Source organism: Nocardia abscessus NBRC 100374, assembly GCF_000308455.1.
Classification (GTDB): Bacteria; Actinomycetota; Actinomycetes; order Mycobacteriales; family Mycobacteriaceae; genus Nocardia; species Nocardia abscessus.
Window position 1 is genome coordinate 1 of record NZ_BAFP01000030.1, and the last position, 26,999, is coordinate 26,999.

The following is a 26,999-nucleotide window of genomic DNA, read 5'->3' on the forward strand; positions in this document are numbered from 1 at the left end:
CGGTGCGTCAGGATGGGTCCGACGGGTCCGGCGAAGGTGAGCGCGGTGTGCCGAGCGCCGATGGTGGTGCGCAGAAGCCTCCGGAGGATCCACCGGCCACCGCGCGTCAGGGTGAGCCCGACGAGCCCGACGAGCCGGGTGATGGCGAGCGAGCCGTGCCGGAGGAGTCCCGCGTCGTGCGCCCCGAGGGCGAATCGGGCGCGGCGCCCAGCAGTGCGCGTCGGGACGGGGCAGGTGACCGTGCGCAGGACGCGCCGGACTCGCAAACCACTGCGCGTCCGGAAGACGAGCAGGGCGAAGCCGAACAGCCGCAGTCCCATCCGCTGGTCGACCCCGGACCGTCTCCGTCCGCGCGAGACGATGCGCACCGAGCGCTCGCCGAACTCGATGAGTTGCACCGTCGAATCGATCAGCAGCTCGATGATCTGTTGCGCCGGGCGAGCGCGGATCTGGATCGGAGCCGACAGCGCGCCCTCGACCGTCTCGCCGAACTCGAAGACGCGATAGCGCGGCGGTTCGATGACTTGTCCGCGCGGCTGGGTACCGACGCGGGTGCGGTGGCTGAAGGCGAGACGCCGCTCGAATCGCCTGCCACGGCGCGCCCCGACGCGGAGCCGGAGCACTCGCCCGAGGCGGCACTCGAGCGCATCCGCGACGAGTTCGACGACGCGGCCCGCCGCACCGACCAGCGATTCGACGAGCTGCTGCGTGACACGCTCGCCCAGCTCGACGGGATCGCGGCGGACCTCGATCAGCGCTTCGACGCCGCCGTTGCCCGACTCGACCAGCTGGCCTTCGGGCCGGACGCCGCGGCGCACGATTCTCCCGAATCCAAGGCACTGGACGAACTGCACGCGCGTCTGCTGGCCGAGCTGGACGAGATCCACCGCCGCGCCACGGACCGCCTCGCCGAACTCGAACGCGAACTCGACGCACCCACCGCCGACCGGATCGATCCGAATACGCAGCCTGCGCCGCCGCCCGGTGAACCCGTCACGGGAAGTGCTACGCGCGGCGTGGACCCGAGTTCGCGTGCAGCTGACGGCGCCGTCGAAGGACGGGCGCGTACCGGGGCCGATGCCGAGCCCGCGCGGCCGTCCGCCCAGCGGGACGCGGCTGCGCGCGAATTGGCCGACGCGCAAGTCGATCTCGCGGAGTCTCGTCGTGGGTTGCCGGTGAACGACGAGGATCTGACGCGGGATGCGTTGGATGACGCGCTCGAGGGTCTGCGTTCGCGCACGATGCGGGTGGATGAGCAAGGGCCATGGCTGAATCGGGTTGCTGAACTCGAGCGTGCCGCTAGGCGTGTGTTCGATGCCGATGACGAACTCTCCCGGCTGGATGACGCCCTCACGCAGGCCACGCGCGCCGTCGAGCCTCCCTCGAACGACGATGTACGAGAACCGGTTTCCCATACGGCCGATGATGATCCCGCTCGAGCTGCCGAGCGTGCCGGGCAGTCCTCCGAGAACCCAGGTGCAGACGCGATTTCGCGGGCGGCTGACGCCGGGGAGGTGGCGCGTGCCGAGGCCGGAGCTGAGCAAGAACGCTCGGCCGACGAGGCGGATGCGGCGGCGCGCGAGTCGTCGGACCTGCGGGCCGAAGGCGACGCGGATGGCAACCCGCCGTCCGGACCGCCGACTCCGCCCGCGAACGCGGAGCCGCCTACCGGCGGTCGCCCGGAAGGTCCCCGCCGCACGGGGAATCCCGTGCGTGATGTGGTCGAGTTCCTGAGGGAACAGCGCGATTGGCCCAACCAGCGCGAGGCCGGTCCGCTCACCGAGGCCGAGGTCGAGCACGTCCGCCTGCTGGCCGAGGCACTGGCTCTCGGCGAGACGTTCACCGTGCTGCGCGATCCGCTCGCGGCCCTGGCCGAACTCGCCGAACTCGCCAGGGCGCGAGGGTTCCTCGATGACGCCGACGGCCCTCGCATGCGCTACCCGGACGACTTCGAGCCCCTCACCAGCGACGAACGCTACGGCGACGAACAGTTCTGGCTGGCCGAGGCGCCCGAGGACGGTCTGCGCGAGGTCCGCGACGACCTGCGCCGCGCGGGCCTGCCGATCGAGCAACCGCGTCCACCGCAACTGCCCGCAGCTCCCACCGGCCCCGGTTCCCTTCCCCCCGTCGAGCCCGGCGGCCGCGTCACTTCCGCCGACCCGTCCGACCCGGCACCCGCCGGGCCGGAACGCCCGTCTGCGCAGCGAGATGCGGTGGCAGGGGAGCCGGCGGACGCGCAGGTCGCCCGCGCGGAGACTCGGCGTGGCGAGTCTGTACATCCGTCTGCGCAGCGGGATGCGGCTGCGCGCGAATTGGCCGATGCGCAGGCTGATCTCGCGAATGCTCGTCGTGGGTTGCCGGTGAACGATGGGGATCTGACGCGGGATGCGTTGGATGATGCACTCGATGCTTTGCGTTCGCGCACGATGCGGGTGGATGAGCAGGGGCCGTGGCAGGACCGGGTTGCGGAGCTGGAGCGTGCTGCTCGGCGCGTATTCGATGCCGAGGACGAAGTGGCCCGGCTGGACGACGCCCTCGCACAGCCGACCCGACCAGCCGAGTCGAATGATGTAGGCCACCAAGTGGAATCGGGCCGGACGCAGCATGCGGCCGAAGGGGCGGACCGCTCCGGGGAGGCGCCGGCATCCCGCGCCCCGCGCCCCGAACCCATCGACCGGACCCGCGACCGGCTCGCGCGCCGCTTCGCCCTCGATGAGGCCGATCTTTCGCCGGAGAACCTCGGCGCGACCATCGCTGACCTGCGATATCGGAACCTTTTGCGGGCGGGCATGGTCGAGGCGCTGGCCGCGGCGACCGTGCGGGCCCGCGACACGGTTGACCCCGACCTGCGCGCACAGGCGACGGCGACACGCGACACCTGGTCGCGGCGGCTTGGCATCGATCCCGCGGACCTCGACCGCGATCCGGACGCGACGGTGGCGCGGGCCCGCGCCGCGGTGCGCCGCGACGCGGAAGCCATCGCCGACCTCGCCGACGCCGCGCGAGCTGCGCGCAGCCGGATCGGCGCCGAGCCGCCCGAGCCGGGCGAGACCCGCCGCTACACCCTCGAGGTCGACGACGAACGGGTGCCCGCGCGGCTGGTCGCCGACGAGAACGACGGCTGGCGGGTCGAGATACCCGAACGTCTCGACGCGCCCGAGCCCGCGGACACCAACGAGCCCGCGCCACGGCAACCGGAGCGGCCGATGTCGCGGTTGCGTCGCCTCTGGAAGGCGTTGAAGGCAGGCTTCCGTGGTCAGAACCCGAAGTACCCGTCCGGCTCCGGCATCGACAGCGCGGGCCAATCGCTGCTCGGCCACGAAGCGGGGCTGCCGCTCACCAAGCACTACGATCCGACACCCACGCCGGGCGACGAATACGACGTGCTGCAGACCAAGTTCAACCCGGCCCGCATCCTCAAGGAAGCCGTCACCATGTGGCGGAAGCGGGAACTCATCCCGCTGCTGAAGCGCCTGACCTCCCGGGTCGCCAGCCGGGCCGCCGAGTACGGCACACCGACCACCCGCGACGGCGAGGAGTACCGGTACTGGCTGGAGGAGGCCGATCCGGAGCTGGTGCGCCGGGAACTCGGTGTCGAACTCGAGGATCTGAAGCGACAGGCCGAAGACGCCGCCCGTGCGCTCCCGGCGCCGGAGGCCAGGCCGGAACCGACCGACGGCGAGACGCCCGACTCCACAACGGATCAGTCGACGCGGCCCGGCGAAGAGCTGCCCGCCAGCACCGGTGAGCTCGCGGACTGGCTGCACGAGCTGTCCGAGGCATCGGCCCGGCGCCAGGAACTGGCCGACGCCCTGGCCGCCGCGGCCGATGCCCTCGGCGTCGACCTCGGCGAACCGAACGCCGAGAATGTCCGCCGGGCCGTCGATCTGCTGCGGTACCAGCAGGTCCGCCGGATCGGTTCGCTCACCGGTCTCGCCGAGGCGTCCCGCCGGTACAACGCCGAACATGAGCGGATTCCCTTCAGCGAGGAGATCGGCTTCTTCGACGCCAACCCGATGAACCGGTTCCTGGGTGAGGTCGTGCGCGCCTTCGGCGGCAATCCCACCCTGCTGAACTGGGAGGGCGTCAACAACGGAGGCGAGCCGAGCCGCGAGTGGGGCGACCTCTACGACACCGACCAGCCGGGACAGGACCAGGGTCTGCGCGCGTTCTTCGAGAATGCGCTGCGCCGCGACCAGATCATGGACGAGCGCTCCGTGTGGGCGCAGCTGCTCGGCACCGATCTGCATGCGCTCGACCCGAATCAACTGGCGGACGCGCTCGCCGAGGAGATGGACCGCATCCGCGAGCACGCGCGCGGCCTGGCCGGCTTCCTCGCCGACGCCGAGGAGTTCTTGCTGGCCGACGCCGCGGTGGACGAGTTCACCGGGCTGATCGGCGATATGGCCGGGCGGGAGTGGGTGCTCGCGCAGGGCGGTGTGCTGCTCGAGGACGGCACCGGGCTCGGCTTGGTGCCTGGTGAGCCGGGCGAGCCGATGCGGTTGGTGGTGGTAGACGGCAGGCTCGACCACGACCGGGTCATCGCCGACGCGCTCGCGGAGCACCCCCGCCTCGCCGAGGCCGTGAACGAGGGCATCATCGAGGTCCACTACCTGATCAGCGACGTGCAGCCGGGGCGTCCGCTGCCCGAGGGCGGTTTCACCCTGGAACGGATAGCGCTCGTCGACGGCGGGGCTACCCAGGTGCGTCACTTCACCGGAGTGGTCGAGGGACGCAGGCTGGAAGCGACGGCGGTGAACGACGGCGACGGCTGGCGCGTCGTGCCTGACGCTCCGGTGGGCTCCGACGCGCTCCCCGCCGAGGCGCCGGAATCGTTGTCGCGGGCGGAGATCGGCACCGCCATCGATGAGCTCGCCGCGCGCCTCGGCATCACCGAAGCCGAGCTGGATTCCCCGGAGCTGCTCGCCGAACGGCTCGCGGTGCTGCGCGACGAGAACGCGATTCGCGCGGGCCAGATCGAGGCGATCATCGACTACGCGCGCACCGCCTGGGATATCGACACCTACCACCAGGTCGGCGACGCGCGAAACCTGCTGACGCACCGGCTCGGCCTGGAGCCCGCGGAGATGACACCGCGGCGTCTCGCCGAGACGATCGCGGACCCCGACACCCGCAACGCGCTGCGTCAGCAGCGGGCAGAGGCGCTGGTCAAGTACGCGAAGCTGTTGCGCGGTATCGACCCGGACGCGATCGACGCCGCCAACGACCGTTTGGTCCGGCGCCTCGACGCCCTGCCGGGAACGGTGCGGATCACCGGCATCGCGCAGCTGGGCGAGGTGATCGCCAATCTGTCGCAGCGGCCGAACCTGCACCCGAAGCTGGTCGACGCGCTCACCGACTATGCAGACGCTCTCGCCAGGGTCGACGTGTTCGATCCGGACGCACACGGCGATCGGGCGATCGATCCCCGCGTGTCGGATATCGAGTTCCCGGTGCACGACAAAGCCGTTCGGCACCTGCTGGACGTCATCGGCGACGTCACCCACCTCACCGAGGCCCCCGCCCGCCTCGGCATGCTCGACGGCGACACCGGCATCCCGCCCGGCCCGGACCGCGGAGCAAGCCGCGACTTCGCGCGCCTGGTAGGCGTGGACCTCACCGACGCGGACCCCGAACGGTGGGCCGAGGTCTACGAGGTCTACCGCGACGGCAAACTCGACCAGAACGAGCGACTGACCCCCGCCCAGCTCGCCGAGGTACAGGCCGAGCTGCGCGCGGAAGTCGTCCAGCGCGCGGCGGACATCGCAGCCCTCACCGACCTCGTCCAGCGCGCCGCCCGCGCCGACCTGGAGCGCCTGTCCGCCCAGCGGGACGCGGCGGCGCGCGAAGTGGCGAACGCGCAGGCTGATCTCGCGGATGCTCGCCGTGGTCTGCCGGTCAACGACGAGGACCTGACGCGGGATGCGTTGGACGATGCGCTCGAGGGTCTGCGCGGCCGCACGATGCGGGTCGATGAGCAGGGTCCGTGGCAGAACCGGGTTGCGGAGTTGGAACGTGCCGCACACCGCGTGTTCGATGCCGACACGGAATTGGCTCGATTGGACGACGCCCTCGATCAGGCTGCCCGAGCCGCCGATCCGCCCTCGAACGATCGAACCCGAGAGCCGGACTCGCCTGCCTCGGAGGCAGCCGCCCAGCAGCCGGCACGTGCCGACGCCGAAGCTGAACTGGACCGCCTGTCCGCCCAACGGGATGCGGTAGCACAGCAGTTGGCGGACGCGCGGGCAGATCTCGCGGATGCTCGCCGTGGTTTGCCGGTAAACGACGAGGATCTGACGCGGGATGCGTTGGATGACGCGCTGGACGAGTTGCGTGGACGCACGATGCGGGTCGATGAGCAGGGGCCGTGGCAGGACCGGCTCGCTGGACTCGAGCACGCCGCCCGGCGCGTATTCGATGCCGAGGACGAACTTTCCCGGCTCGACGAGGCAGTTGAGCACGCCGCCCGGTCCGTCGAGCCGCCATCGAATCAAGCTGTGCGAGACCAGTCTTCGCATGCGGCCAGTGAGTCGGCTCGTGTCGAGGCGGATGCTGAGCGTACGCGTTTGTCCGCTGAGCGGGATGCGGCTGCGCGGGAGTTGGCGGATGCGCGGGCAGATCTGGCGGATGCTCGCCGTGGTTTGCCGGTGAACGATGAGGATCTGACGCGGGATGCGTTGGATGACGCGCTGGACGAGTTGCGTGGACGCACGATGCGGGTCGATGAGCAGGGGCCGTGGCAGGACCGGCTCGCTGGACTCGAGCACGCTGCCAGGCAGGTATTCGATGCCGAGGATGAAGTGGCTCGGCTGGATGACGCCCTCGCGCAGGCCCCCCGGGAAGCCGACCAGCCCTCGAACGACCGAGCACAAGAACCGGTGGTGCGTTCGGCCGAGGAGTCCGCGCGCGCCGAGGCGGATGCGGAGCGTACGCGTTTGTCCGCTGAGCGGGATGCGGCTGCGCGGGAGTTGGCGGATGCGCAGGCTGATCTCGCGGATGCTCGGCGTGGGTTGCCGGTGAACGATGAGGATTTGGCGCGGGATGCGTTGGATGACGCGCTCGATGCTCTGCGTTCGCGCACGATGCGGGTGGATGAGCAAGGTCCCTGGCAGGATCGGGTTGCGGAGCTGGAGCGTGCCGCTCGGCGGGTACTCGATGCCGAGGACGAGCTAGCCCAGGCCGAAGATGCGGTGCGTCAGGCCGATCGGGAGCACTCCACGCATCGTTCTCCGCAGGAGGGGGAGCCCGGCTCGCGGGCGGCTCGCGGTGGTGCGGAAAGGAATGGGGAGACGCCGCGTCCGGAGGGCGACGGTGACGAGGATTCGTCGGATGGCGGTGCTCGGGCGAATCGCGACGGTGACGAGGAACCGTCGGGTGGTGCCCGTTCGAACCGCGACGGTGATTCGGAGCCGCCCGAGGATGCGTCGGCTTCGGGCCGCGCGCGTTCCCGTCGCATGCCGCCGAATTGGGCGTTGCGCTCGCACATTCCGCATCCACCGAAGGACTACGAGTTCGAGATGCCGGGTCCGTTCCACAACGAGGTGGAGCCGTGGCCCGTCCCGCTGCCACAGCCAGAACCTCCGCAGCCGCCGAATCCTCCAGAGCCGCCGAACCCGCCGCAGCCGCCGAACCCGCCGCAGCCTCCAGTGCCGCCGGTTCCGCCGCCGCCGCAACCACCGGTTCCGCCGAACCCGCCGGTTCCGCCGCAGCCGCCGACGCCTCCAGTTCCGCCGCCGCCTCCGGACCCGCCGTCGCCTCCGGTGCCTCCGGTGCCTCCGGTGCCTCCGGTGCCTCCGGTTCCGCCGTTGCCGCCGGTTCCGCCGTTGCCGCCGATTCCGCCGTCGCCTCCGGTTCCGCCGTCGCCTCCGGTTCCGCCGGTACCCCCGTCGCCCCCGACGCAGCCGCAGCCGCCGGTTCCTCCCACGCCCCCGGCTCCGTCGACACCCCCAGTGCCGCCCGGCCCGCCAACACCTGGCGAACCGAGCCCTCCGTACCCGTCGACGCCTCCGGAGCCACTGCCTCCGTACCCGTCGACGCCTCCGGGACCGCTGCCGCCGTACCCGACTACCCCGCCCTCGTACCCGTCGGCGCCAACTCCGGGACCGTCCGCACCGCCGTACCCGGGACCGCCCGCACCGCCGTACCCGGGATCATCCACACCGCCGTACCCACCGCCCCCACCAGGTTGGCCGGGGCACCCGGACGGCCGGGCCTACCCCGACAGCACGGTCGCACCGATGCCGCCGGGCATGCCCATGCCTCCTCCGATCCCGCCCGGCATGCCATTGCCCCCACCGCCGGGCAACGGTCGACGCACCGACCACCGTGGCCCGAACGGCAACGGGCAGCGGGGCCGGGATCCCGGGCAGACTCTCTTCGTTCGTCCGTTCGCAGGCTTCGGTGTGCCCGCCGAGTTCGACCCGACGACCGGCGCGCTGCGTGCCAACCCGTCGGAGGCGGGCCCGCCCAGCGGCGTCTACGGTGAACTCGGTGGGGTGCCGGTGGTGTTCTATCGACACGGCGGCGGGCTCACCCTGCGAGTCGGTGATCGCACGGTCGACCTCGCCGGGCCGGTCAGCGTCGAATGGGGCACCGTCGGGTGGCGGACCACCCGGTTCGCGGTGCTCGTCGACGGTGCCGTCTTCTGCGAGCTGACCTATCGCTCGGTGCCGGAGGAGATGGACATCGGTGCGCTGGTGCGGGCCGTGATCGCCGATCCCGTGCGGCGCACCGAGATCTTCGCCGGATGATCGGAGCCGACGATGCGAACGAGTAATCATCAACGCGAGGAGGAATGATGCGTATCGACTATCCGACCGACGACGAACTGCGGCAGAACTTCGACGAAATGCTGCGCTCGGTGCTGACCGGCGGTGGCATCCACACCGAGACCGGCCTCGACATGAAGACCGAGGACGCGCTGTGGGCGATCGCCCGCGCGTATCCCGACGTGCCGGACGCGCTGGTCGACGCGGCCCGCGCGGCCTTCGCCGGCCAGCTCGACGGTTCCAATGCCCGCGAGCGCAAAGAGGCGCTTGCCCGCAAGATCGAGGAACTCGATCGCCGCCGGTCGGCGCGGTGATCACTCGGATGCCACGGCCTAGGGTGGGCGCATGACGGAATGGCGCGCGTTGACCGACAGCGAAATCGTCGCCCTGGCGACCAGCCTGCGTTCGCTCGACGGCTCCCAGCCGATGGACGCGCTACCGCGGCTGGCGGAGTCGCTCGGCTGGAAGGTGCTGACCGCCCATTCGGACCGGGCGCTGCTGGACGTCGGTTTCGGGATGGGCAGCGGCAAGATCCACGGGCGCGAGGGCCTGATCGTGGACGTCAAAGCGCGGGTCACCGATTTCGCCCCAGACGACGCGGAAGGCCGGGCACGCTCGCGGGACGCCTTCGCCGCGATGGTCGCCGCGTTGACCGGCGCCCTCGGCGCACCCACCGCCCGGATCCCCGGCGCCACCGCCGAAGTGCGCTGGGCGGGTCCGGAGGCAACCCTGGTGCTGGAGGATCTGGGCCGCTCGGTGCAGCTGTCCCTGGTGGCCAACTCTTGGCTCGCACTGCACGACCAGGCCATCGAGCTGGAGGACCAGGAGCAGAGTTGACCGGGTGGGAAGACTTCGCCGCGGGGCTGGCCGCGGAACTTGCCGCACTGCGCGCCGGATCCATCGTCAAGCTGGTCGAGTCCGAGACGGGGCCGCGGCGGCGGTACGCCCAATTCCTCCAGCTCGACGACCTTCTCTCGGCCGAGTTGGTGGACGACGAATGGCTCGACCCCGCCTTGCGCGCAGGCACCACGGGCCGCGCGGTGATCGCCGATGGGGGCTGGCGGGAACGCGATGCGAGCCACGACAACTGGTGGACAGAGCTGCCCTGGCCGAGCCCCTCGGCCGGTTACCGGCGGCTGGCCGACATGGTTGTCACCGGTCTGCGCGACGGGTTCGGCATCGACGCCCCCACCGCCCTGGCCTACACCGCGTGGAACGAACGTGCGGAGAATCGCGAACTGGACCTGCCGCTGCTCGGCCTGCGGCAGGAGCCCTGACGTGGACCGCGCTCCAACCGGCGCTGTGCCAGGATGGACCGCGAACAGAGCACAGGCATCGTGGTGCGCGCACCGGCTCCGATGCGGTAGATGAGGGGATTCCCGCGACGTGACCAGACCAGGCGGCGAGGCGTCCGACGACATGCCCCGCGACGCCGCGGATGACGGCGATTCCGAGACTCCCGTGACACCGCCTGCCGACGAGGCGCCGACGGCCGACGCGGTCGCCGCCGATCCGGCAGACCGGTCGGCGGAGGACGCCGCGGCCGGGGAGGAGCCCGATGTCGGCTTCACCCTGTCCGAGGTGGCGCCGGTGGAGGATGTCGCCGAACGAGCCAAGGCACTCATGCACCAGGTCGCCCGCGAGCTCGGCGCGGCCGGTCCGCCGGGCTGGCAGCGAGTGGACGCGGTGTTCGCGCTGACGGTGGCCGCGGAGGTGGCGCTGGCCGCCTACTCCGACGACGGGGAGCGCGTCGTGCGGGTGAATCCCGATCCCGGGATCGTGGCGCTGGTCCGGGAGCATCGGCAGCTGGCGGCCGGGTTCGGCGACGGACCTTGGTGGCGTTTGCTTTTGACGTTGACCAGTGCGGGCCGGATCGAGGTCGACTACGACTACGGCGACGAACCGTTCCCGGACGATCAGTTGTTCCCGCCCGAGGTCTACCTCGCGGATCTGGCGGTATATCCCCGGGATTCGCTGCCTGTGTGGCTCGGCGCCTATGTCGGTCACGGCGATCGCCAATCGCGGCCGCCGCGGGTTGCCGCGGCGCAAGCGCGGGCGGATCAAGAGGCGGGTGTGCGTGCCGTGCCGTCGGAGGACGATCTGCCCTCGTTCCCGCTGATGGCGGCTCGGTGGGCGGTGCTGGCCGCGGCGTTCGTCGCGGTCGGATCACCCTGGGGCCCCCGCTTGCTGCCCTCCCTGAGCTGGTTCGAGGGCGCCAAGCGCAGCGGCTGCTCGCTGTACGCGCTGCCCGGCGGGCGGGCGGTGCTCTCCGGTGGCGTGTGGAACGCGCCGGAACTCGCGGCCGCCTACAACGAAGGCGCCCGGTTGCCCGATCTGTACGCGGGTGCGCCGGAGTGGGTGGCCGGTCAGGTGTTGAACCACCGCGCCGCCAGCGGTTTGCTGTCGTTCTGCTACTGGTGGGAGAACGGCCGTTGGTACCGCGGCGAGTCACCCGGTCCGGACCGATTCGTCGAAGCGGTGCCGGGCGTGTGGACCTCCGGCAACGTCGTGGACATCGTGACCGGGCTGCTCGGCGACGACTCGACCGCGCCGCCGCGCGCCGCCGTCGGCGCCCTGGTTTCCGCCGCCGAGGTGGGTGTCCTCACCTGGGACACTCTCGTGAGCGTCTTCGGTGACGACGACCGATTCGACGTCGACGGCGCCTTCTTCCAGCTCACCATGGCCGGGGTGACGACCACCGCGCCGGAGCCGATGGCGCGGGAGGAGGCGATCGCGCGGGTCGCGCGGTTCATCCGCGACAGTGGCGTGGACACCGCGAACTATCCACCGGAGGAATTGCGCGCCGATCGGATCAGCGTCGGCTGGATGGTCTACGTCCCGGTCGAACCGGGCGAGATCGCGATCGGCCGGGCGATCTTCTACCTCGCCGATGACGGTGTGCTGGAACGGTCTTCGTCCTCGGTGGCGCCGTCGGCCTACATCGCCGCGTTCGAACGGCGGTTCCGGGACCGGCACGGCCCGGTGGGCACGCTCACCTCGCACGACGAAAAGCGCTGAGCCGCAGGCGGTCGACGTCATGGACGCTCGAGCATCGGCTCGAACGGTCCATGGGGATGTGTCATCGATCACCCAGGCGGGCGCGCTCGTGTGCCAAGGGCTCGTGTCGGCGAAATCCGCGTTCTTCCAGGGTTCGAGTGTGAAACCGCTGGTCGGGCGGGGGTGGGCAGCGCCGGTGGGCCACCAGGACTCGGGTCTGTACATGCGGGGGCAACCCGAGTTCCCATAGAATCGTTGGTGCCTCGTAAGACAATATTTGGCGTGCCTTAAGAACCGGCTGCCATATTGACGTGTGGCGCACCGCCGGTCGCGGCGCGCCAGCGATGAGGAGGGTCGTCAGCGTATGAGTTGCCGGGCGCAGAAGCGTGATCCCGAGCGCGGGGGCGAACAGGTCACTGCGCCGTGGCGCGCGCATTGCCGGCGCCCACGTCAGGGGTGGATTCAGTTGTGCGGGTCGGAGTCTGTGTCTCCGGGATCGGACTTCGGCATCGTATCGCTCCGGGCCGTCGGCACTCATGTCCAGCGCTTCCCAGCAGTGACAACAGGGGGAAGGCGCTTGTGAGCGGGGAGCCGGAAGGAGCGTGCCATGTCTGACGAACCGAATCTATGGACCGGCCTGTCCCGTGAGGCCGGGAACGGCACCTTGGAGCTGCGGCCCGGAGCGCTCGAAGGCCTGATCAACGCGGCGAACGGGGTTCGCGTTCGCGTCGCTTCGGTCAAGCGGGAGCTGTCGAAGATCGATTCGCTGCCCCCGTTCGCCGACTTGCTGCTTTCGGCGCAGGCGCTCGCCAGTCGATTTTCGGACAAGGGACGAGAACTCGGTCTCATTCTCGACGACCACATCACCATCCTCGACGACCTGACCGACACTTTGTTCGCGGCAGCCAGGCACTACCAGGGCACCGAGGACACCAGCAGGGTCGATTTCACCACGCTGGAGCGCCGGGTCGGCGAGCACAGAGGAATTACCGAAAACCTGTCGGCTCGGCCGGATCCCGCCGGCTTGACCACCGCGGGGGACGGCAGCGGAAACACCTACGCGCATCCGGATTGGAACGAGGTCGGGAACCGGCGGCCGGAGGAGAATCACGGATTGCCGCCCAGCCTGGCCGAGCCGGGTGACGTGGAATTCGAGCCGCGCGGCGCGCGAGCGGACGACCCGGACAATTTCGATTATTCGCAGTACCAGACGATCATCGCGTCGATCACCGGCGGCAGTCCGTCCATGCCGATCAAGGTCGCGCAAGCCGCGTCGGACTGGCGATGGCTGGCCGGGGAACTCAAGGAAACGTTCGACATCCTCAGTAACCAGATGACGAGCAGCCGATCGAGTTGGACCAGCCCGAACAACAACGGCGGCGCCGACCGTGCGCGTCAGGCGATGACCGCGTACAGCACGGGCACCGACCAGCTGAATGCGAACATGAAGCTGATCGGCGACAGCCTCGAATATGTATCGGAATGGCTGTACACCACCGGAGTGCGGCTTCAGCAGGGCGATGACTACCCGCCGCAACGAAACTCGGGGGAGACCGACGCGGCCTATCAGCAGCGGAAAGAAGACGCGGCTGTCCGGAATTACGTCCGTGCGATGGAAGAGGTCTATGTCCCGGGCGTCGAGACAACCGACCAGTTCATCGCGAAACTGCCGGATCCGATTCCGCCGACGACCGGGCAGGTGCCCGGACCGGGCGGCCCGGGGCCCGGTACCGCCGGTGCACCCGGTCCTGGGCCCGGCATGAACTCCGCGCAGCTGCAAGCGATGCAGCGTGCGCAGGAGCAGTCCGAGCAGCAGCGCAAGGCACTCGAAGCCGCGCAGCGGCAGGCGCAATTGGACGCCGAGCGCCGAGCTGCCCAGCAGCAGCAACAACAGCAACAGCAGGCGGCGCAGCAGGCTGCTCAGCAACAGGCCCAGCAGGCGCAACAGGCAGCGCAGCAACTCGCGCAACAAGCGCAGCAGATCGGCCAGCAAGTGGCAAGTGCCGCACAACAGGCCGCGCAACAAGCCGCTCAGCAGGCCGCGCAGCTGGCCGGACTGCCCGGCATGCCGAATCTTTCGGACGCGACGAAGAAACTCGAGTCGGCGCTGGCGAAGGGCACCGGTGGCCCCGGTGGTTCGGCCGGAGGTCCCGGCGCACCGAAGTCGGCTGCGAGTCAGAACCTGGACAAGGCGTCGAAGTTGTTCCCCCGCGCGACGACGAACGCCGTGACCGCCGCCACCGACGCACGCGCGGGTCTCGCGGCGGGGCAGGGCATGATGGGGGCCCCGATGGGCGGAATGCCGATGGGCGGTCCCGGCGGCGGCGCTCAAGGCGGACAGCAGAAGGATCACAAGCGCGCCGACTACTTGGATTCCACCGAGCACTTGGAAGAGGCGCTGGGCGAGGCGCCACTGGTGGCGAAACCGGTGGTCGAGCAATGAGCGACACGTGGGAGTTCTCCGGTCTCGAATTCGCCGCGGCGTGGAACGCGGTGAAGGAGAGTCTGCCGGATCCGTTCGTCTACCTCAGCGGCACGACGTACTACGACGACGCGTGCCGAGAGAAGTACGAGGCGTGGCAGCGGATTCGGGCGCGCTGGGGCCATGAGCTGGAGGAGTTGATGGCCGTGCTCGCGGTTCCCGATATCCGGCTGGTGATCCGTGGGATCGACGGCCGGGATGCGCGGAATGCGAAGGGCTCGATCAGAATGCTCGCCAGCCGCAAGGGAAACCGCGCCTTCCTGGTGACCCAGAAGCCGGGTACCGAGGAGCGGACCGGGGGATTCACGGTCGTCGAACACGACGTGCTGACGCTCGGGCACAGCGTGGCCGCCGCATTGCCGACGGTCGATGCCGGTCAACGGTCCGCCTTCGATCTCATCGAGCACGCAACCAAGGGCGATGGCCTGGACTATTCCTATGGTCGCTCCCTGGTGAACGACGTCGAAGACCGCGCGGCGAGTCGCAGCGAGTCCTTCGATCGGGCGCCTGCCGCGACAGTCGGCACGATCGTGGTCGAGCAGGGGCATTCGCGATTCGGCCCCCGCGGTATCACCCGCTCGCATCTGGGCTGGCGCGATCTGGTCGACGACGGACGCTATGTGATCGTGCCGGGCAAGCCGCCGACGGTGGTCGCGGCGGATGTCCGGCGTCTGGCCGAATTGATCAATGCGCGGATTGTAGAAGTCGTCCAATCCATCAAAGACGAACGAATGTAATGGGGGGCGGAATGCGTGAGATCCAGTTGCCGATCGAAATTTTCGGAAGGGGAGGCCGATGACCGCATCACAGCCGGGGCAGGCGGGTGGATTTCCCACGGAATTCGTCGCCACGTCGGTGACCGGCTCGATTTCGGTGCGCACCACCGAGATGGGCCTGCCATTGGGTGTCAAGGTCGATTCCGATCAGTTGCGCCGTGATCCGGAAGTACTGGCCGGGGAAATTCTGCGGTTGTGCAAACAGGCGGCGAACCGGGCCGGCCTGGCGCGTCGGGCGCATTTACAGCAAATGGGATTCACCTCGGAGATGCTGGCCCTGACCGGATTGCCCACCGAACAGCAGGTGGCGCGGCAGGAGATCATCGACGAGCAGGAGTACGACACCGAACCGCAGAGCTGGTTGCGATCCGTCTGAGTGGCAAGAGAATTCGCGAGGTTGTCATGGTCGAAACAATGGACGAGCTCATCGCTCGGGTGCAGAATCAGCTCTACCGGCTCACCGATCTCAACGACGCCATGAATGGGATCCGGGTGTCCGAGACTTCGCCCGACGGTGCGGTGACCGCGGAAGTGGACGGTAACGCCGCGTTGGTGGGGCTGAGTTTTTCCGGTGCGGTTTCCAAACTTTCGCCGGAGGAGTTCGAAAAAACGGTGGTGGACACCGCGCGAGCGGCCGCGCACCGGGCTTTCTCGGAACGCGGTGCGCTTATCGCCGCATTCAATGAGGAGGCCACCGGGTAGTCACCGGATGTTAACCACGACGCGATCGCAAAATGCGGTCTCGGCTAGGTAAGGTTGAATACGAAACGTCGGGGGATGTTTCGGGATTGGACGATGATCATGAGCCACATTGAAGTAGTCCCGGATGCGCTGCGTGTGTACGGAAGCGAATCGGCGGCCATGGCTGCCGGTGTGGGGGCGATCGCCGCGGCCGACCAAGCCGCGACGGTCGCCGCGGTGGTCCCGGTGTTCGGCCTGATCGGCCAGGAGTTCCTTGTCTCGTACGCCTTCGCGCAGGCCAACCACCTGTCGTCGGTGGCGCAGCTCGCCGCCGTGCACGCGGGTACCGCGGTGACGGCACATCAGGCCGCCGCCACGTACGAGGGCACCGACACCGCGTCGGGCGCGGCCATCGGAGCTATCCGCACGCGGTCATGACGACGCCAGGAGCCACTCCGCCGCCCGGCGCCGATCCGCTGGATCCGACAGTTCTGGAATTGCTGCGGGGCAGCGCTCTTGCGCCCATGCTGGACATGCCGGTGAACGATGTCCTGCACAGCATGGGTTTACCGCACCTGCCCGAAATCCCGGCCTTCGTGCAGTTGCCGGACCTGCCACCGCTGCCGGCCATCGACCTCGGCGCGCTCATGCGCCCGCTGACCGAGCTGGCCTCCGCGTTCGGCACCGGGCAACTCGGCGCGCCCGCTCCTGCGCCCGCACCGGCCGGTGCTGCCGCCGCGCCGCCCGCGCCACCGGTCGACCCGACCCAGTTGCTGCAGAACGTGTCCACCGTGATGCAGACCGTGATGCAGGTCGGCTCGTCGCTGGTGCAGACCTTGATGACGGTCTGGCAGGGCATGGCGGCGATGGAGGCCGCGAAGAAGGCCGGTGAGGCGCAGACCGACGCGGACAAGCTGGCGGCACAGAGCACACAGGAGAAGTCGGTGCTCGTCAACGCGGCGGGCAGCGTCTTCACGGGCGCCGGCCTGATGTCGGCGGTCGTGGCGAAGTTCTCCACCACCATGGCGTTCGCGCCGCTGCTGGCGGCTTCGCCGGGCGGACAGGGATTCCTGGTCGCCTCCGCGATCGAGGCGATGACCGAGGCGCTGGCGATCACCGCCAAGACGAAGGCCGAAATGGTCGGGCACAGCGCGACCATGACGCAGGCCGGGCAGAAGGTTCCGATCACCAACGCGCCGACGGGTGTGAAGTCGGCCGAACAGCTGACCCAGCTGATGAGCATGATCACGCCGCTGATCAGCACGGCGGGCCAGGTGGTTCAGTCGCTGGGGCAGCTGGCGGCGGCGAATCCGTCGCTGCTCGCGCCGAAACCCATCGCGGGTCCTGGCGTGCACGAGGGCACGGGTGAGCCCGGGGAAGGCAAGGAAGGCAAGGAGGGCTCGGCCGCGGGCGGCTCCGGTGGAGTCGGCGGTGTCGGCAGCGGGATCGGTGCGATCGCCGCGGCCGCCGCCCCGCTGAACCCATGGCCGGGAACCCGCGTCGCCGGCGGCTCGCTCGGCGGCATCGGCGCCCCGGGAGCCGTCGGCACCGGCGTGGGAACGTCGTCCGCGGCGTCCACCACCGCGACGAGCACCGGCGCGACCGGAACCGGTGGCGGATACATGCCGATGGGCGCCGGGGCCATGGGCGCGGGCCTGGCCCGCGAGGGTGAATCGACCACCGAGGCGTTGCGCGGCCAGATGGTCACCAGCCAGCACGGCGACGAAGTGGTCGGCCGGATCGAAGGGGTCTCGCTGCCGGTGGTCGGCGCGGCCGACACGACATCGGAACCACCGCCGGATAAGGAACTCACGCTCTGACGCGGGTGCCGAGCAGTACACAGGAGGGTCTCATGAGTGACGCGAGGGGTGACGTGTACGACAGCGTGCAATTCGACGCGGTCACGGCGGGTAAGGCGTCGTCCGGGCTGGACGCGCTCGCCGACCGGTTGGCGGCGGATCTGCGCTCCGCCGAGGAAGCGTTGACCGTCGTCCCCGCGGGCGGCGACGAGGTCTCCGGCCGGGCCGCGCAGACCGCGAACGACGTGGCGTCGTCGTATCTGGCGAGCGCGCAGGCCAGCGTGCACGAGATGCGCAAGCTGGCGGCCACGTTGCGGCTGCACTCGAACCAGTTCGACGGCATGGAATCCGCCAACAGCGCGGATTTCGACACCACGGGCGGCCGGTCCGTCTGATCGGCTCCCGCGTCGTCGAGCAACCGAAAGGTCGTCCACAGCAATGATCGAACCACCGCAGCCAGGTTTCACCGGCGTGGTGTGGACCGCGCGACCGCCCGAGCGGCTCGCGCGCGACCTCACCACGGGGCCGGGCGCCGTGCCGATGGCCGAGGCCGTCACCGCATGGTCGCGCCTGGCCGCGTCGTTCGGCGCCGCTGTGGTCGAGTACGAGAAGGTGCTCGCGGACATGCGCGGCGCCTGGCAGTCGGGGCGCAGCGACGAAGTGATCCACCGCGTGACGACCCTGCGGGACTGGCTGGTCGACGCGGCCGCGGCGGCGGCGGCCAACGCCGCCCGATTCCAGGCCCAGGTCACCGCGTACGAGATCGCCCGGCTCGCGATGCCGAACACCGCGGACCTCGAAGCCATCCAGCAGGTTCAGCGCACGCTCGAGTCGATGAGCGGGATGCTCGGTGCGCCGATCCGGGCGGTCGCGGCGCAGACCGACGCCGAGCAGGACATGGCGAAGGCGGTGGCCTCGCGGGTCATGCAGAACTACGAAATGGCCACCGAACCGCTGGCCATGCCGTGGCAGCACCAGGAGCCGCCCGTGGTGGCGCCGGAGCAGGCGCTGACCGCCGAACGCACCTCGTCACCCGCTGAGGTCGCGAAATCGACCGCGGCGCCGTACGGTGCGGTGCCGATCGGGATGGTGCCCGTCCACGCGATGCCACGGGTGCCCACCGCGTACCGCGCACCGGTGTACGCCCAGTCGGGCGCGACGTCCGAAGTCGTGCCGCGCGCGACACCGGTACCGACGGTGGGCGCAGGCGGCCAGCCCGCCCCGCTCGCTCCCGGCGCCATGGGTTCGGCCGGGGCTGCGCAGGATGGGGCTCGATTCCCGCGCGCGGGCCTCCCGGGTGACGTGAGCGATCAGATCGGAGCCGACGGCGAAATCCAGGCGGCGCCCGCGGTACTCGGCGGCGCCGAGCCCGCGGCTCGCGCCGTGACGCCGACGGAAACCAGGCCGGAGACGGGAGGCGCGGCGTGACGTCACTGACGAACGACGCCTTGCTCGTCGTCGCCGAACGGCTCGGGGTGCAGACGCTGCCGTTGGCGCTTTCGGTTGGACCGCAACAAGATTCGATCGAGGAATACCGTGCCGCCCAGGAACGCGCGGCAGCCGGTCTGGCCGGCGACGGTGTGCTCGATGCGGAGGGCGAAGTCGAGCCGGAACTGGCCGGTGCGCTGTTCGTGCTGGCCCAGCCGGATTGCGAGCTGGTCGCCCGCGTCTACACCGAAGACGGTTCGCGCCGCTTCTGTCTGGCGCGTCGCGGAGAGCAGCACGCGCTCGCGGTGCGCTCGGGCGACAGTTTCGAGGTGAATTCGATTTGGGCCGACGGCTCGGAGGTGTCGCTGGCTCGTCCGCTGCTGGCGGCCCTCGGGCCGTGCGAGCCCGCCGAGATCACCGGATTCAGCGCACTCGCCGCCGAATTGGCCGACCGGCTGGACACGGCCGAAAGCTCCAGCGGCTACGCCGACGCGATGTACGCGGTCGGCGTCGGCGAACGCGACGCCGCCGTGCTCGGACTGGCGTTCGGCTCCTGCCGGGCCTACGCCGAAATCGTGGCCTACACCCACCGGGACGGGCTGACCAGCCGGGCGCCCGGCGCGGTGGTGGTGTACGACACCGGCCGTGGGCGCATCGTCGTCGCTCCCACGGTCTCGCCGGATCAGCAGATCTGGTCGACGGTCACGACGGGCACCGACCACCGGGTGACTCAGGCGGTCGCCACGTTGCTGGAAGGGCTGCCCGGGGGGAGGTGGCTGCCACCGTAGCTCTCGGGTCGCAAGTAACTCGGTTGCCTCACTGCTCGGTGAGATCGTCCGGATCTCACCACCACAAGTTCTGACGGAAGGATCAACGAAATGTCTTACACAACTCTCGGCGACGGCTCGGGGCAGACCTACGGTGTCGAAGAGGGCGGCATCGACAGCGTCGTCAGCCGCATGGAGGATTCGATCTCCACCCTCCGCACCTCGATCAACCAGATCGATGAGTCGGTGCAGGCCGTCGCGCGCGGCTGGCAGGGTGACGCCCACCGCGAATTCAACACCGCGGCCACCGATTGGCACGACGAGGTCACCGCGCTCAACGGCAAGCTCGACCGGCTCTCGCAGGCCGTGACTTCGGGCAAGAACACCATCGTCGGCTCCGACCAGGGCGGTCTGTGACCCCTGGACGGTGTTGCCGTCCAACCGGATCGCCATCCTCACGACCAGAAGGAAACACCAATGACGATCAAGTACAACTCGCCCGCCATCACCGAGATGGTCGGTGACCTCAACCAGTACGGCTCCACCATGAGGGGGCAGATCGACGAGCTCAACGGCGCCGCGGCCGCGTTCCGCGAGAACCTGCAGGGTGAGCAGGCGGTCACGAACTTCGATACCGCGCACAAGAACCTGACCACCGAGCTGGAGGACACCCTCCAGAAGCTGGACAACCTCGCCGCCAAGGTGGAGAACGCGCTGGGTCGCGCCATCGAGGCCGACGGCAAGGTCGGCGACGGTTTCGCCGCTTTCTGATCGCGCGGACGAACGACGGCCGACTGGAACGGTAAGGGTTCCAGCCGGCCGTTTCGTGTGTCCGCCGGTTATCGCGCCGCCAGCGACTCCCCGATGTAGTGCATCTCGTCCGGCGTGGTGACCATGAGCACCGTCGCGCTCCGTGCGGCCGTGCGCACCGTGATCCGGTTGGGCGCCTGCGGATCCTGGACCAGCGTGACGTCCGCGTCGACCGACCTGCCGGGATCGTCCGGCCGCCGCACGTGCACGATCGTCGCGCCGCCCGCGTGTGCGATCGGCGGGATGCCGTCGAAGACCAGCACCGTCGTGCTCGGATAGGGAGCGGCGGGCGGCGGCGGGGGAGCAGGGGGGTGGTAGCTCGCGCCCGCGGCGCGCGGTGCGATCGAAAGTACGTGTGGCGCGTTGAGATTCGCCACCATGGTGTGCCACGCCTCGGGCCGCGCGGTGTGCACGATGGCGTGTGCGCCGAGCGCGGTGGCGCGCAGGATCACCTGCTGGGCCAGGTCCAGGTTGCCGATCACCTCGAGGTGCCGGGTGCCGTCGCCGATCAACGGCACCGCGATGCCCTGGCCGCGCTCGTCGGCGCCGATCAGCTGGCCGCAACCAGCGGTCGGCACCGCGAACCCGGCGAGCGCGGCCAGGGTGCCGCGATAGGCGATGTCACTGCCCCAGCGGCCCGCGTAACCGATGGGCAAGGTGTCCAGGAGGATTCGCAGCTGATTGCCGACCAGCTCACGCAGGCCGGGCAGCGGCGGCTCCTCCGGCGGCGCGACGGTGTCGAAGCGGACGACGGCGTTGAGCACCACGGTGTCGGCGAAATCGGCGTGTCGATCATGGCGGCTCGCGCCCGGCCGCAAGCGCAACGTCACCGTGGTGGACAGGCTGGGCACCGCCCAGATGTCGGCCAGTCCGCGCGGGCCGATCATGTCGGCCGCGATCTGGTACTGGGTGAGGAAGCGGCCCGGGAACTCCAGCGATTTCGGCGATTCGGTGAGCTGGTCGACATCGAAGCCGTGGGTGAGCTGGCGCACCGCGGTGTTCATCTCGGTGGCGGTCAGCACCGAGGCGGCGATGTCGTGGGCGGCGAGCCGGTTGGCGACCCGGCGGGTGGCGATGATCGCGGTCCGCAGCGCGCCGCCGCTGCCGCCGCCGCGGTTGTCCACCGCCTCGGCGTTGGCCAGCGGATCCATCCGCAGCACCAGCCAGCAGGTGCGGTGCGCGATGGCGGGCAGCGGGCCGAGGATGCGGTCGTAGAGCTGGGCGGCGACGCCGGTGCCCGCGGTGCGCGCACCGGTGCTCACCACATCGATGCCCGCCAGGGTCAGATCGAATTGATCCAGGCAGCGCGCGATTTCGGGGAGCGGGAGCAGCTGGTCGGTGCTCAGCGAACCGCGATCGAGCAGCGTCAGCGTGTCGGGCGGCGGATCGATCCGGAGCATGGTCAGCAGCAGATCGCCGTCCCAGCGCACGCCGTAACCGCCGCCCTCGGCGAGCGGCACGTCGAGGGCCGGAGCCTGCGCGAGGCGTTCGGCCGGGCGCAGGCCCTGGCGGCGGCGGGCGATCGCGCTGCCGACGCGTTCGGCGGGCGTGCGGCCACCGATCGGTGCGAGACCGGCGAGCCCGACCACCGCGCCCGCGGCACACGCGCCCCAGATCGAATCGCTGAGCGCGAGAACAATCCAGGCGACAGCGGCGGCGAGTAACGCGACGGGCACGATCACGCGCAGTGGAAAAATGCGAAACAACCAGAATTCCGGATCCCGCAATGTGTCATAGGCCGACCGGCGTTGAATTCCCGGCTCCGGCGCATCCGAAATTTCGCTGCCGGTTGGTTCGCCGTTCATCGTCTCGTCCACAGTTGTTTATCCCTGTCTCGCCTAGATGCGGCCACCATTGATCGGCTTCGGATTCCATCGGTTCAGGGCCGTCGGAGAATTACGGTACCGTGTCGAAAGAGATGGTGATCGATAGCTCGATGGAGACCACGTGCCTGCACAGCTGACCACCCGCGCCCAGGTGAACGGATATCGATTCCTGTTGCGCAGGCTCGATCACGCACTGGTTCGTCGCGACGTGCGCATGCTGCACGACCCGATGCGTTCCCAGATTCGCTCGCTGCTGGTCGGCGCGGTGCTCGGCGTGCTCGTGGTGGCCGGCGCGGCGATCCTGGCCTTCCTGCGTCCGCAGGGCGCGATCGGCGATGCCCTGATCGTGTCGGGAAAACAGAGCGGCGCACTGTACGTGGTGGTGCAGCGCGAGGACGGCGGCAAGACCCTGCATCCGGTGCTGAACCTGGCATCGGCGCGGTTGATCACCGGCGCGAATGCCGAGCCGCACGCGGTGAAGGACAGCAAGCTGAACGATCTGCCGCGCGGAGCGCTGCTCGGCATTCCCGGAGCGCCGGGCGCGTTGCCCGGTTCCGCGCAGGGCCACGACTCGGAGTGGTCACTGTGCGAGACGATTCCGCTGTCCGAGGGCGGTAGCGCCGCCGCTTCCTCGGGAGCGACGACGACGGTGGTCGCGGGCAAGCCCGCGCTCACCGACCGGATCCGAACCGCGGGTCAGGAAGAGGCGCTGCTGGTCCGCCGCGACAAGAAGACCTATCTGGTCTACGACGGCAAGCGCGCCGAGGTCGACCCGGCGAATTCGGTGATGAGCAGGGCATTGGAGCTCACCACGCAGCGGCCTCGTCCGGTCGGCACCGGATTGCTCGGTGCGACGACGCAGGTGCCCCCGCTGACTCCGCCGCAGATCCCGCAGGCGGGCGAGCGAGGGCCCGGCCCGCTGGCGGATATCCCGGTCGGCGGGGTCATCTCGGTGTCCGGCGTGGGACGGGACGGCAATTCCGCGCTGTATGTCGTGCTCGCCGACGGTGTGCAGCCGGTCTCGCCGTTCACCGCGCAGGTGATCAGGTACGCCGATTCGCACGGCATGCGGGAGATCGCGACCGTGCCGCCCGACGTGCTGGACCGGGTTCCCGTGGTGCAGCGTTTGCCGATCGACGACTTTCCGGTGCGCAACCCCAAGATCCTGCCTGCCGAGGACGCGCCCGTCACCTGCGTGGCCTGGGCGAAGTCACCGGGAGCCGCTCCGGCGCAGCGCGAGGACGACGCGGGCGACGGCCCCGGCGAACGCGCGACGGTGGGCCTGCTGGTCGGCACCCGCCTGCCGATTCCGGAATCCGCGAAACCCGTCGATCTGTCCACTTCCGACGGCGTCGGCGACCGGGTCGACGCGGTCTACATGTCACCGGGCTCGGGGGAGTATGTCCAGGTGACCGGCATGGAGCCGGGCAGCCCGCGCCGGGGCAGCCTGTTCTACGTCGCCGACACCGGTGTGCGCTACGGCATTCCGGACGCCGCCACCGCGAACGTGCTCGGCCTCGGGAACGCCCCGCGCCTGGCGCCTTGGGCGATCATCGGCCAGATGGTCCCCGGGCCCACGCTGTCCGCGCGTGAAGCGCTGGTCAGTCACGATTCGCTGCCCACGCAATAACGTTCGGCGGACCCGGAGACCGGGTCCGCCGGACACACCGGCCCGGACTCAGTCCGTCCAACCGACGTTCAACGAGGTGAGCAGGCCGGAGAGGGCCAGCTTCATATCCGACGCCTCGATGCGCCGCAGCACCGCTTCATCGATGTCGGTCAGGTCCAGCGATTCGTCGTTGGCCAACCGGAATTCGCGCTCTTCCTCGGCCGCCTCGATCACGTTGCGGACGAAGCGCCCGTTGCCCGCGAGGTCGACGCCGCGGCGCGGCTGCCCGCTCTGGTCGGTGCTCTGCATCGCGTACAGGCGTTCGCAGGCCTGTACCAGCTGCTCGAGCGCGCCGTCGGACAGGTCCGAGTCGCGCTTGCGCGCGATGACCTGGCCGATCCGGCCCAGTTCCTCGGGGGTGTAGGAGGGGAACTGGAGCCGCTTGGAAAAACGCGAGGCCAGGCCGTCGTTGGCGGTGAGCAGCCGGTCGATCTCGCCGTCGTAGCCCGCGATGATCACGACGAGGCGATCACGGTCGTTCTCCATGCGCGCCAGCAGCGTGTCCACCGCCTCGCGGCCGAACGCGTCGCCGCCCTGCAGGCCGGTCTGGATCAGCGTGTACGCCTCGTCGATGAACAGCACGCCGTCCATGGCGGTGTCGATCAGCTTCTCGGTCTTGATCGCGGTGCCGCCGAGATTCTGGCTGACGAAGTCGACACGCTTGGCCTCGACCACCTTGTCGGTCTTCAACAGGCCGACGCCGCAGTAGATCTTGGCGACCACCCGGGCGATGGTCGTCTTACCGGTGCCGGGCGGACCGGTGAAGGCCAGGTGCTGGCCGCGCGGCTGGCTGGCCAACCCCTTCTCGGCCCGGATCTTCGCCAGCTGCGCGGACGACTGGAGCTTGGCCACCTGGGTTTTCACCGAGGCCAAGCCGATCTGCGAGTCCAGTTCGGCGCGGGCTTCGACGAGGATCTTCTTCGCCCGGTCCTGGCTCTCGGCCTGCTCCATCTGCTCCATCGACGGCGAGGACGACGGATCCCACTTGTCGGTCCGCGCGTCGATCACCTCGCGGCTGGTGACGGTGATCCGGTAGGTGCGGTCGCGCATCGCGGCCGCGTTCGCCTCGAAATCCGGCGCCTGCGAGTACACCTTCTCGAACAGCGCCTGGGCTTCCTCCTCGTTGCCCGATTCGCGCAGGCACAGACCGCGGCAGAACATCGCGGTGGAACGGGCGGCCGGGATCGGGCCCGCCTCGGCCTGCTGCATCCGCCGGATCGCTTCGCCGAACAGGCCGAGCTGGGCACAGGCGGTGCCCACCATGACGTGCGCGCCCGCCGCCAGATACGGGTCCTCCCAGTCCGCCGAACCGGCGAGCACCGTCATCACATCGGGCCAGCGCTGGGTGTTGTAGTGCAGGACGCCACGCACATACGCGCAGATGCGGTTGTCGATCTCGCCTTCAGTGTTGCTGAGCTGACTTTTGCGAAACGTGTCGAGATCGTCGAGCACCCGCTCGGCCTCGTCGTACTCCTTGTCGGCGATCAGATGCGCCGCCCAGGCGAGCGTGATCTCGGTGTGGTTGGCCAGCGGATAGTCGATGTACAGGCCGGGCATGAAGCGGCCCGCGAGCTCACGCGGACGCAGACCGAGCCTGCGTTGCTCGCGATAGAGCGTGCTCGTACTGGTCTTGTGCAGATTGAACAGAACGTCCTTGGTCAGCTCTCCGGCGGCGGCACGGCCGAGCCAGGCGTCGCACATCGTGGGATCCCACTCCGTGGCGCGTTGAAAAGCCAGTTTTGCATAGTCGAGATCACGTGCGGATTCTTGCCCCTCGATGGACAATCCGAGCGACAGGATTCCGGCATCGAATGCGCGTTGTGCTTGGCGGTTGCCGGTCATTGCTGTCGAACCCCGAAATCTTCGTTTCTCGTAGTAGAGACGTTCATCTGGATACCAGACTACCGATCGCGCGTGGCCCGGTGCGTCCGTTACATTAGGTTCAGCTGCCGGGAGGTCGCAACGCAAGAGTCGTCTATGTGTGAGAGTGCTTGACGAGTGGTGAAGTCGTTCACTCAGGACGTGTTCCGTCGAATGCGGTTGTCGGGACGTGAATCGGTGTTCCGGATGAGGGCGGGGGATGGTTTCCGTTGATCGAGTCGGCGAGCGGTACACGAGCCACCGAGCCGGTATTGAGTCGTGTTTCGGTCATCGGTGGCAACACCCAGGTCGATGTCGGGTTGCCGGCCACCGTGCCGATCGCCACCTTCATCGGCGACCTGGTGGCGCTGATCGAATCGCGCAACCCGGAGCGGCCGGAGGCCGAGGACGAGGCGGCGCCGCTGGAGGCGCAGCACTGGACCCTCGCCCGACTGGGCAGGGAGGCGATCGCGCCGAGCCGCACGCTCACCGAGGCCGAGGTCTACGACGGTGAGCTGCTGGTGCTGCGGTCGGTCGCCGCGAAGGAAGCGCCGGCGCTTTTCGATGACGTCATCGACGCCGTATCGCGGCTCACCGCAGAGGAATTCCAGAGCTGGTCCGGTACGGCCGCCCGCTGGATGGGCTTGGTCGTCTCGGCCCTGACCGTGCTCACCGCGCTGGCCGTGCTGGTCGTCTCGCGTGGGAACGGCGATCCGCTCGCGCCCGCGCTCGCCCTGCTCGGCAGTGGCGTCGCGGCATTCGTCGCGGCGGGCATCGCGGCGCGCAAGTACACCGACCCGGTCACCGCGACCTGGTTGTCGCTGGACGGACTGCTGCTGCTGTTCGGCGGCGCCGCGTTGCTCGTGCCGGGCACGCTCGGCAGTCCCCATCTGCTGCTCGGCAGTTCGGTGCTGCTGGTCGCGGCGCTGCTGGGCTATCGGATAACCGGTACCGGTGCCACGCTGTTCTCCTGCGCCGCAGCGCTCGCGGTGATCGCGGATGTCGCCGCGGCGATCTACCTGATCTGGCATCCGGGCCTGCCGAAGCTGTCGGCCGGCCTGCTGGTGGCCGGGATCGCGATCATCTCGGCGGTGCCGCGGCTGGCGGCGGTGCTCGCGCGGCTGCCGATTCCGCCG

Annotated in this window: 21 protein-coding genes; 18 read left to right on the plus strand and 3 right to left on the minus strand. The window is 69.6% G+C overall.

The window, feature by feature from the left end; all coding sequences use genetic code 11:
- Nucleotides 1-623, minus strand: a 623-nt coding sequence (locus tag ON19_RS43245) for a hypothetical protein (RefSeq protein ID WP_218006372.1), incomplete at its 3' end; no start/stop codon positions are given.
- On the opposite strand from ON19_RS43245, the gene ON19_RS39675 reads away from it, so the two are divergent.
- The 16 genes from ON19_RS39675 (at nt 558) to ON19_RS04935 (ending at nt 20,469) form a co-directional block, all read left to right on the plus strand.
- Nucleotides 558-8,750, plus strand: coding sequence for a hypothetical protein (locus ON19_RS39675; protein ID WP_218006373.1), 8,193 nt, complete (start codon nt 558-560; stop codon nt 8,748-8,750). The genes ON19_RS43245 and ON19_RS39675 overlap by 66 nt on opposite strands.
- 47 nt (nt 8,751-8,797) lie before the next feature.
- Nucleotides 8,798-9,082, plus strand: coding sequence for a hypothetical protein (locus tag ON19_RS04865; RefSeq protein WP_043687523.1), 285 nt, complete (start codon nt 8,798-8,800; stop codon nt 9,080-9,082).
- A 31-nt stretch (nt 9,083-9,113) separates the two neighbouring features.
- Complete coding sequence (locus tag ON19_RS04870) at nt 9,114-9,605, plus strand: DUF6301 family protein (protein ID WP_043687476.1); 492 nt, start codon at nt 9,114-9,116, stop codon at nt 9,603-9,605.
- Nucleotides 9,602-10,045: a TY-Chap domain-containing protein gene (locus ON19_RS04875; protein WP_043687482.1), complete on the plus strand. Its 444-nt coding sequence runs from the start codon at nt 9,602-9,604 to the stop codon at nt 10,043-10,045. The genes ON19_RS04870 and ON19_RS04875 overlap by 4 nt, the downstream gene beginning before the upstream one ends.
- Before the next feature lie 109 nt (nt 10,046-10,154).
- On the plus strand, nt 10,155-11,786 hold the full coding sequence (locus ON19_RS04880; RefSeq protein WP_306307025.1) for a hypothetical protein: 1,632 nt from the start codon (nt 10,155-10,157) through the stop codon (nt 11,784-11,786).
- 586 nt (nt 11,787-12,372) lie between these two features.
- Nucleotides 12,373-14,208: a hypothetical protein gene (locus ON19_RS04885; protein WP_043687486.1), complete on the plus strand. Its 1,836-nt coding sequence runs from the start codon at nt 12,373-12,375 to the stop codon at nt 14,206-14,208.
- A complete protein-coding gene (locus ON19_RS04890; RefSeq protein ID WP_043687488.1) occupies nt 14,205-14,984 on the plus strand; it encodes an ESX secretion-associated protein EspG in 780 nt (259 codons plus the stop codon). Before ON19_RS04885 ends, ON19_RS04890 begins: the two co-directional genes overlap by 4 nt.
- Nucleotides 14,985-15,042: 58 nt before the next feature.
- Nucleotides 15,043-15,399 (plus strand): hypothetical protein, encoded by a 357-nt coding sequence (locus ON19_RS04895; RefSeq protein ID WP_043687490.1) that lies wholly within the window; start codon nt 15,043-15,045, stop codon nt 15,397-15,399.
- 38 nt (nt 15,400-15,437) lie between these two features.
- Nucleotides 15,438-15,725, plus strand: a complete 288-nt coding sequence (locus tag ON19_RS04900) for a YbaB/EbfC family nucleoid-associated protein (RefSeq protein WP_227954468.1) — start codon at nt 15,438-15,440, stop codon at nt 15,723-15,725.
- Nucleotides 15,726-15,824: 99 nt separating this feature from the next.
- Nucleotides 15,825-16,142, plus strand: a complete 318-nt coding sequence (locus ON19_RS04905; protein WP_043687527.1) for a type VII secretion target — start codon at nt 15,825-15,827, stop codon at nt 16,140-16,142.
- Nucleotides 16,139-17,524 carry a hypothetical protein gene (locus ON19_RS04910; RefSeq protein WP_051168544.1) on the plus strand — a complete coding sequence of 462 codons (1,386 nt, stop codon included), beginning with the start codon at nt 16,139-16,141 and terminating at the stop codon, nt 17,522-17,524. Before ON19_RS04905 ends, ON19_RS04910 begins: the two co-directional genes overlap by 4 nt.
- Nucleotides 17,525-17,556: 32 nt before the next feature.
- Nucleotides 17,557-17,898 carry a PE family protein gene (locus tag ON19_RS04915; protein WP_043687496.1) on the plus strand — a complete coding sequence of 114 codons (342 nt, stop codon included), beginning with the start codon at nt 17,557-17,559 and terminating at the stop codon, nt 17,896-17,898.
- Between the two features lie 43 nt (nt 17,899-17,941).
- Entirely contained in the window at nt 17,942-18,931 is a 990-nt protein-coding gene (locus tag ON19_RS04920; protein ID WP_043687500.1) for a PPE domain-containing protein, read from the plus strand.
- The gene (locus ON19_RS04925; RefSeq protein WP_043687503.1) at nt 18,928-19,719 is read left to right on the plus strand and encodes an ESX secretion-associated protein EspG; all 792 of its coding nucleotides are present in this window, start codon (nt 18,928-18,930) and stop codon (nt 19,717-19,719) included. Before ON19_RS04920 ends, ON19_RS04925 begins: the two co-directional genes overlap by 4 nt.
- 90 nt (nt 19,720-19,809) lie before the next feature.
- Entirely contained in the window at nt 19,810-20,115 is a 306-nt protein-coding gene (locus ON19_RS04930) for a WXG100 family type VII secretion target (protein ID WP_043687506.1), read from the plus strand.
- A 60-nt stretch (nt 20,116-20,175) separates the two neighbouring features.
- Nucleotides 20,176-20,469, plus strand: a complete 294-nt coding sequence (locus tag ON19_RS04935; protein WP_043687509.1) for a WXG100 family type VII secretion target — start codon at nt 20,176-20,178, stop codon at nt 20,467-20,469.
- A 68-nt stretch (nt 20,470-20,537) separates the two neighbouring features.
- On the opposite strand, the gene eccE is transcribed toward ON19_RS04935, so the two are convergent.
- Entirely contained in the window at nt 20,538-22,313 is a 1,776-nt protein-coding gene (gene eccE, locus ON19_RS04940) for a type VII secretion protein EccE (protein WP_051168546.1), read from the minus strand.
- Nucleotides 22,314-22,455: 142 nt separating this feature from the next.
- On the opposite strand from eccE, the gene eccB reads away from it, so the two are divergent.
- Nucleotides 22,456-23,964 carry a type VII secretion protein EccB gene (gene eccB, locus ON19_RS04945; RefSeq protein WP_043687515.1) on the plus strand — a complete coding sequence of 503 codons (1,509 nt, stop codon included), beginning with the start codon at nt 22,456-22,458 and terminating at the stop codon, nt 23,962-23,964.
- 48 nt (nt 23,965-24,012) lie between these two features.
- Here eccB and eccA read toward each other — a convergent pair whose 3' ends face one another.
- Nucleotides 24,013-25,845: a type VII secretion AAA-ATPase EccA gene (eccA, locus tag ON19_RS04950; RefSeq protein ID WP_043687518.1), complete on the minus strand. Its 1,833-nt coding sequence runs from the start codon at nt 25,843-25,845 to the stop codon at nt 24,013-24,015.
- Nucleotides 25,846-26,135: 290 nt separating this feature from the next.
- Here eccA and eccD point away from each other — a divergent pair.
- A partial coding sequence (gene eccD, locus ON19_RS04955; RefSeq protein ID WP_255218368.1) for a type VII secretion integral membrane protein EccD occupies nt 26,136-26,999 on the plus strand: 864 nt, incomplete at its 3' end.

Excerpts from the sequence above, each read along its gene's own strand:
- ON19_RS04865 (WP_043687523.1), top strand. The coding sequence starts at position 8,798 with ATGCGTATCGACTATCCGACCGACGACGAACTGCGGCAGAACTTCGAC.
- ON19_RS04870 (WP_043687476.1), top strand. The coding sequence starts at position 9,114 with ATGACGGAATGGCGCGCGTTGACCGACAGCGAAATCGTCGCCCTGGCG.
- ON19_RS04885 (WP_043687486.1), top strand. The coding sequence starts at position 12,373 with ATGTCTGACGAACCGAATCTATGGACCGGCCTGTCCCGTGAGGCCGGG.
- ON19_RS04890 (WP_043687488.1), top strand. The coding sequence starts at position 14,205 with ATGAGCGACACGTGGGAGTTCTCCGGTCTCGAATTCGCCGCGGCGTGG.
- ON19_RS04895 (WP_043687490.1), top strand. The coding sequence starts at position 15,043 with ATGACCGCATCACAGCCGGGGCAGGCGGGTGGATTTCCCACGGAATTC.
- ON19_RS04900 (WP_227954468.1), top strand. The coding sequence starts at position 15,438 with ATGGACGAGCTCATCGCTCGGGTGCAGAATCAGCTCTACCGGCTCACC.
- ON19_RS04905 (WP_043687527.1), top strand. The coding sequence starts at position 15,825 with ATGAGCCACATTGAAGTAGTCCCGGATGCGCTGCGTGTGTACGGAAGC.
- ON19_RS04910 (WP_051168544.1), top strand. The coding sequence starts at position 16,139 with ATGACGACGCCAGGAGCCACTCCGCCGCCCGGCGCCGATCCGCTGGAT.
- ON19_RS04915 (WP_043687496.1), top strand. The coding sequence starts at position 17,557 with ATGAGTGACGCGAGGGGTGACGTGTACGACAGCGTGCAATTCGACGCG.
- ON19_RS04920 (WP_043687500.1), top strand. The coding sequence starts at position 17,942 with ATGATCGAACCACCGCAGCCAGGTTTCACCGGCGTGGTGTGGACCGCG.
- ON19_RS04930 (WP_043687506.1), top strand. The coding sequence starts at position 19,810 with ATGTCTTACACAACTCTCGGCGACGGCTCGGGGCAGACCTACGGTGTC.
- ON19_RS04935 (WP_043687509.1), top strand. The coding sequence starts at position 20,176 with ATGACGATCAAGTACAACTCGCCCGCCATCACCGAGATGGTCGGTGAC.
- eccE (WP_051168546.1), bottom strand. The coding sequence starts at position 22,313 with ATGAACGGCGAACCAACCGGCAGCGAAATTTCGGATGCGCCGGAGCCG.
- eccA (WP_043687518.1), bottom strand. The coding sequence starts at position 25,845 with ATGACCGGCAACCGCCAAGCACAACGCGCATTCGATGCCGGAATCCTG.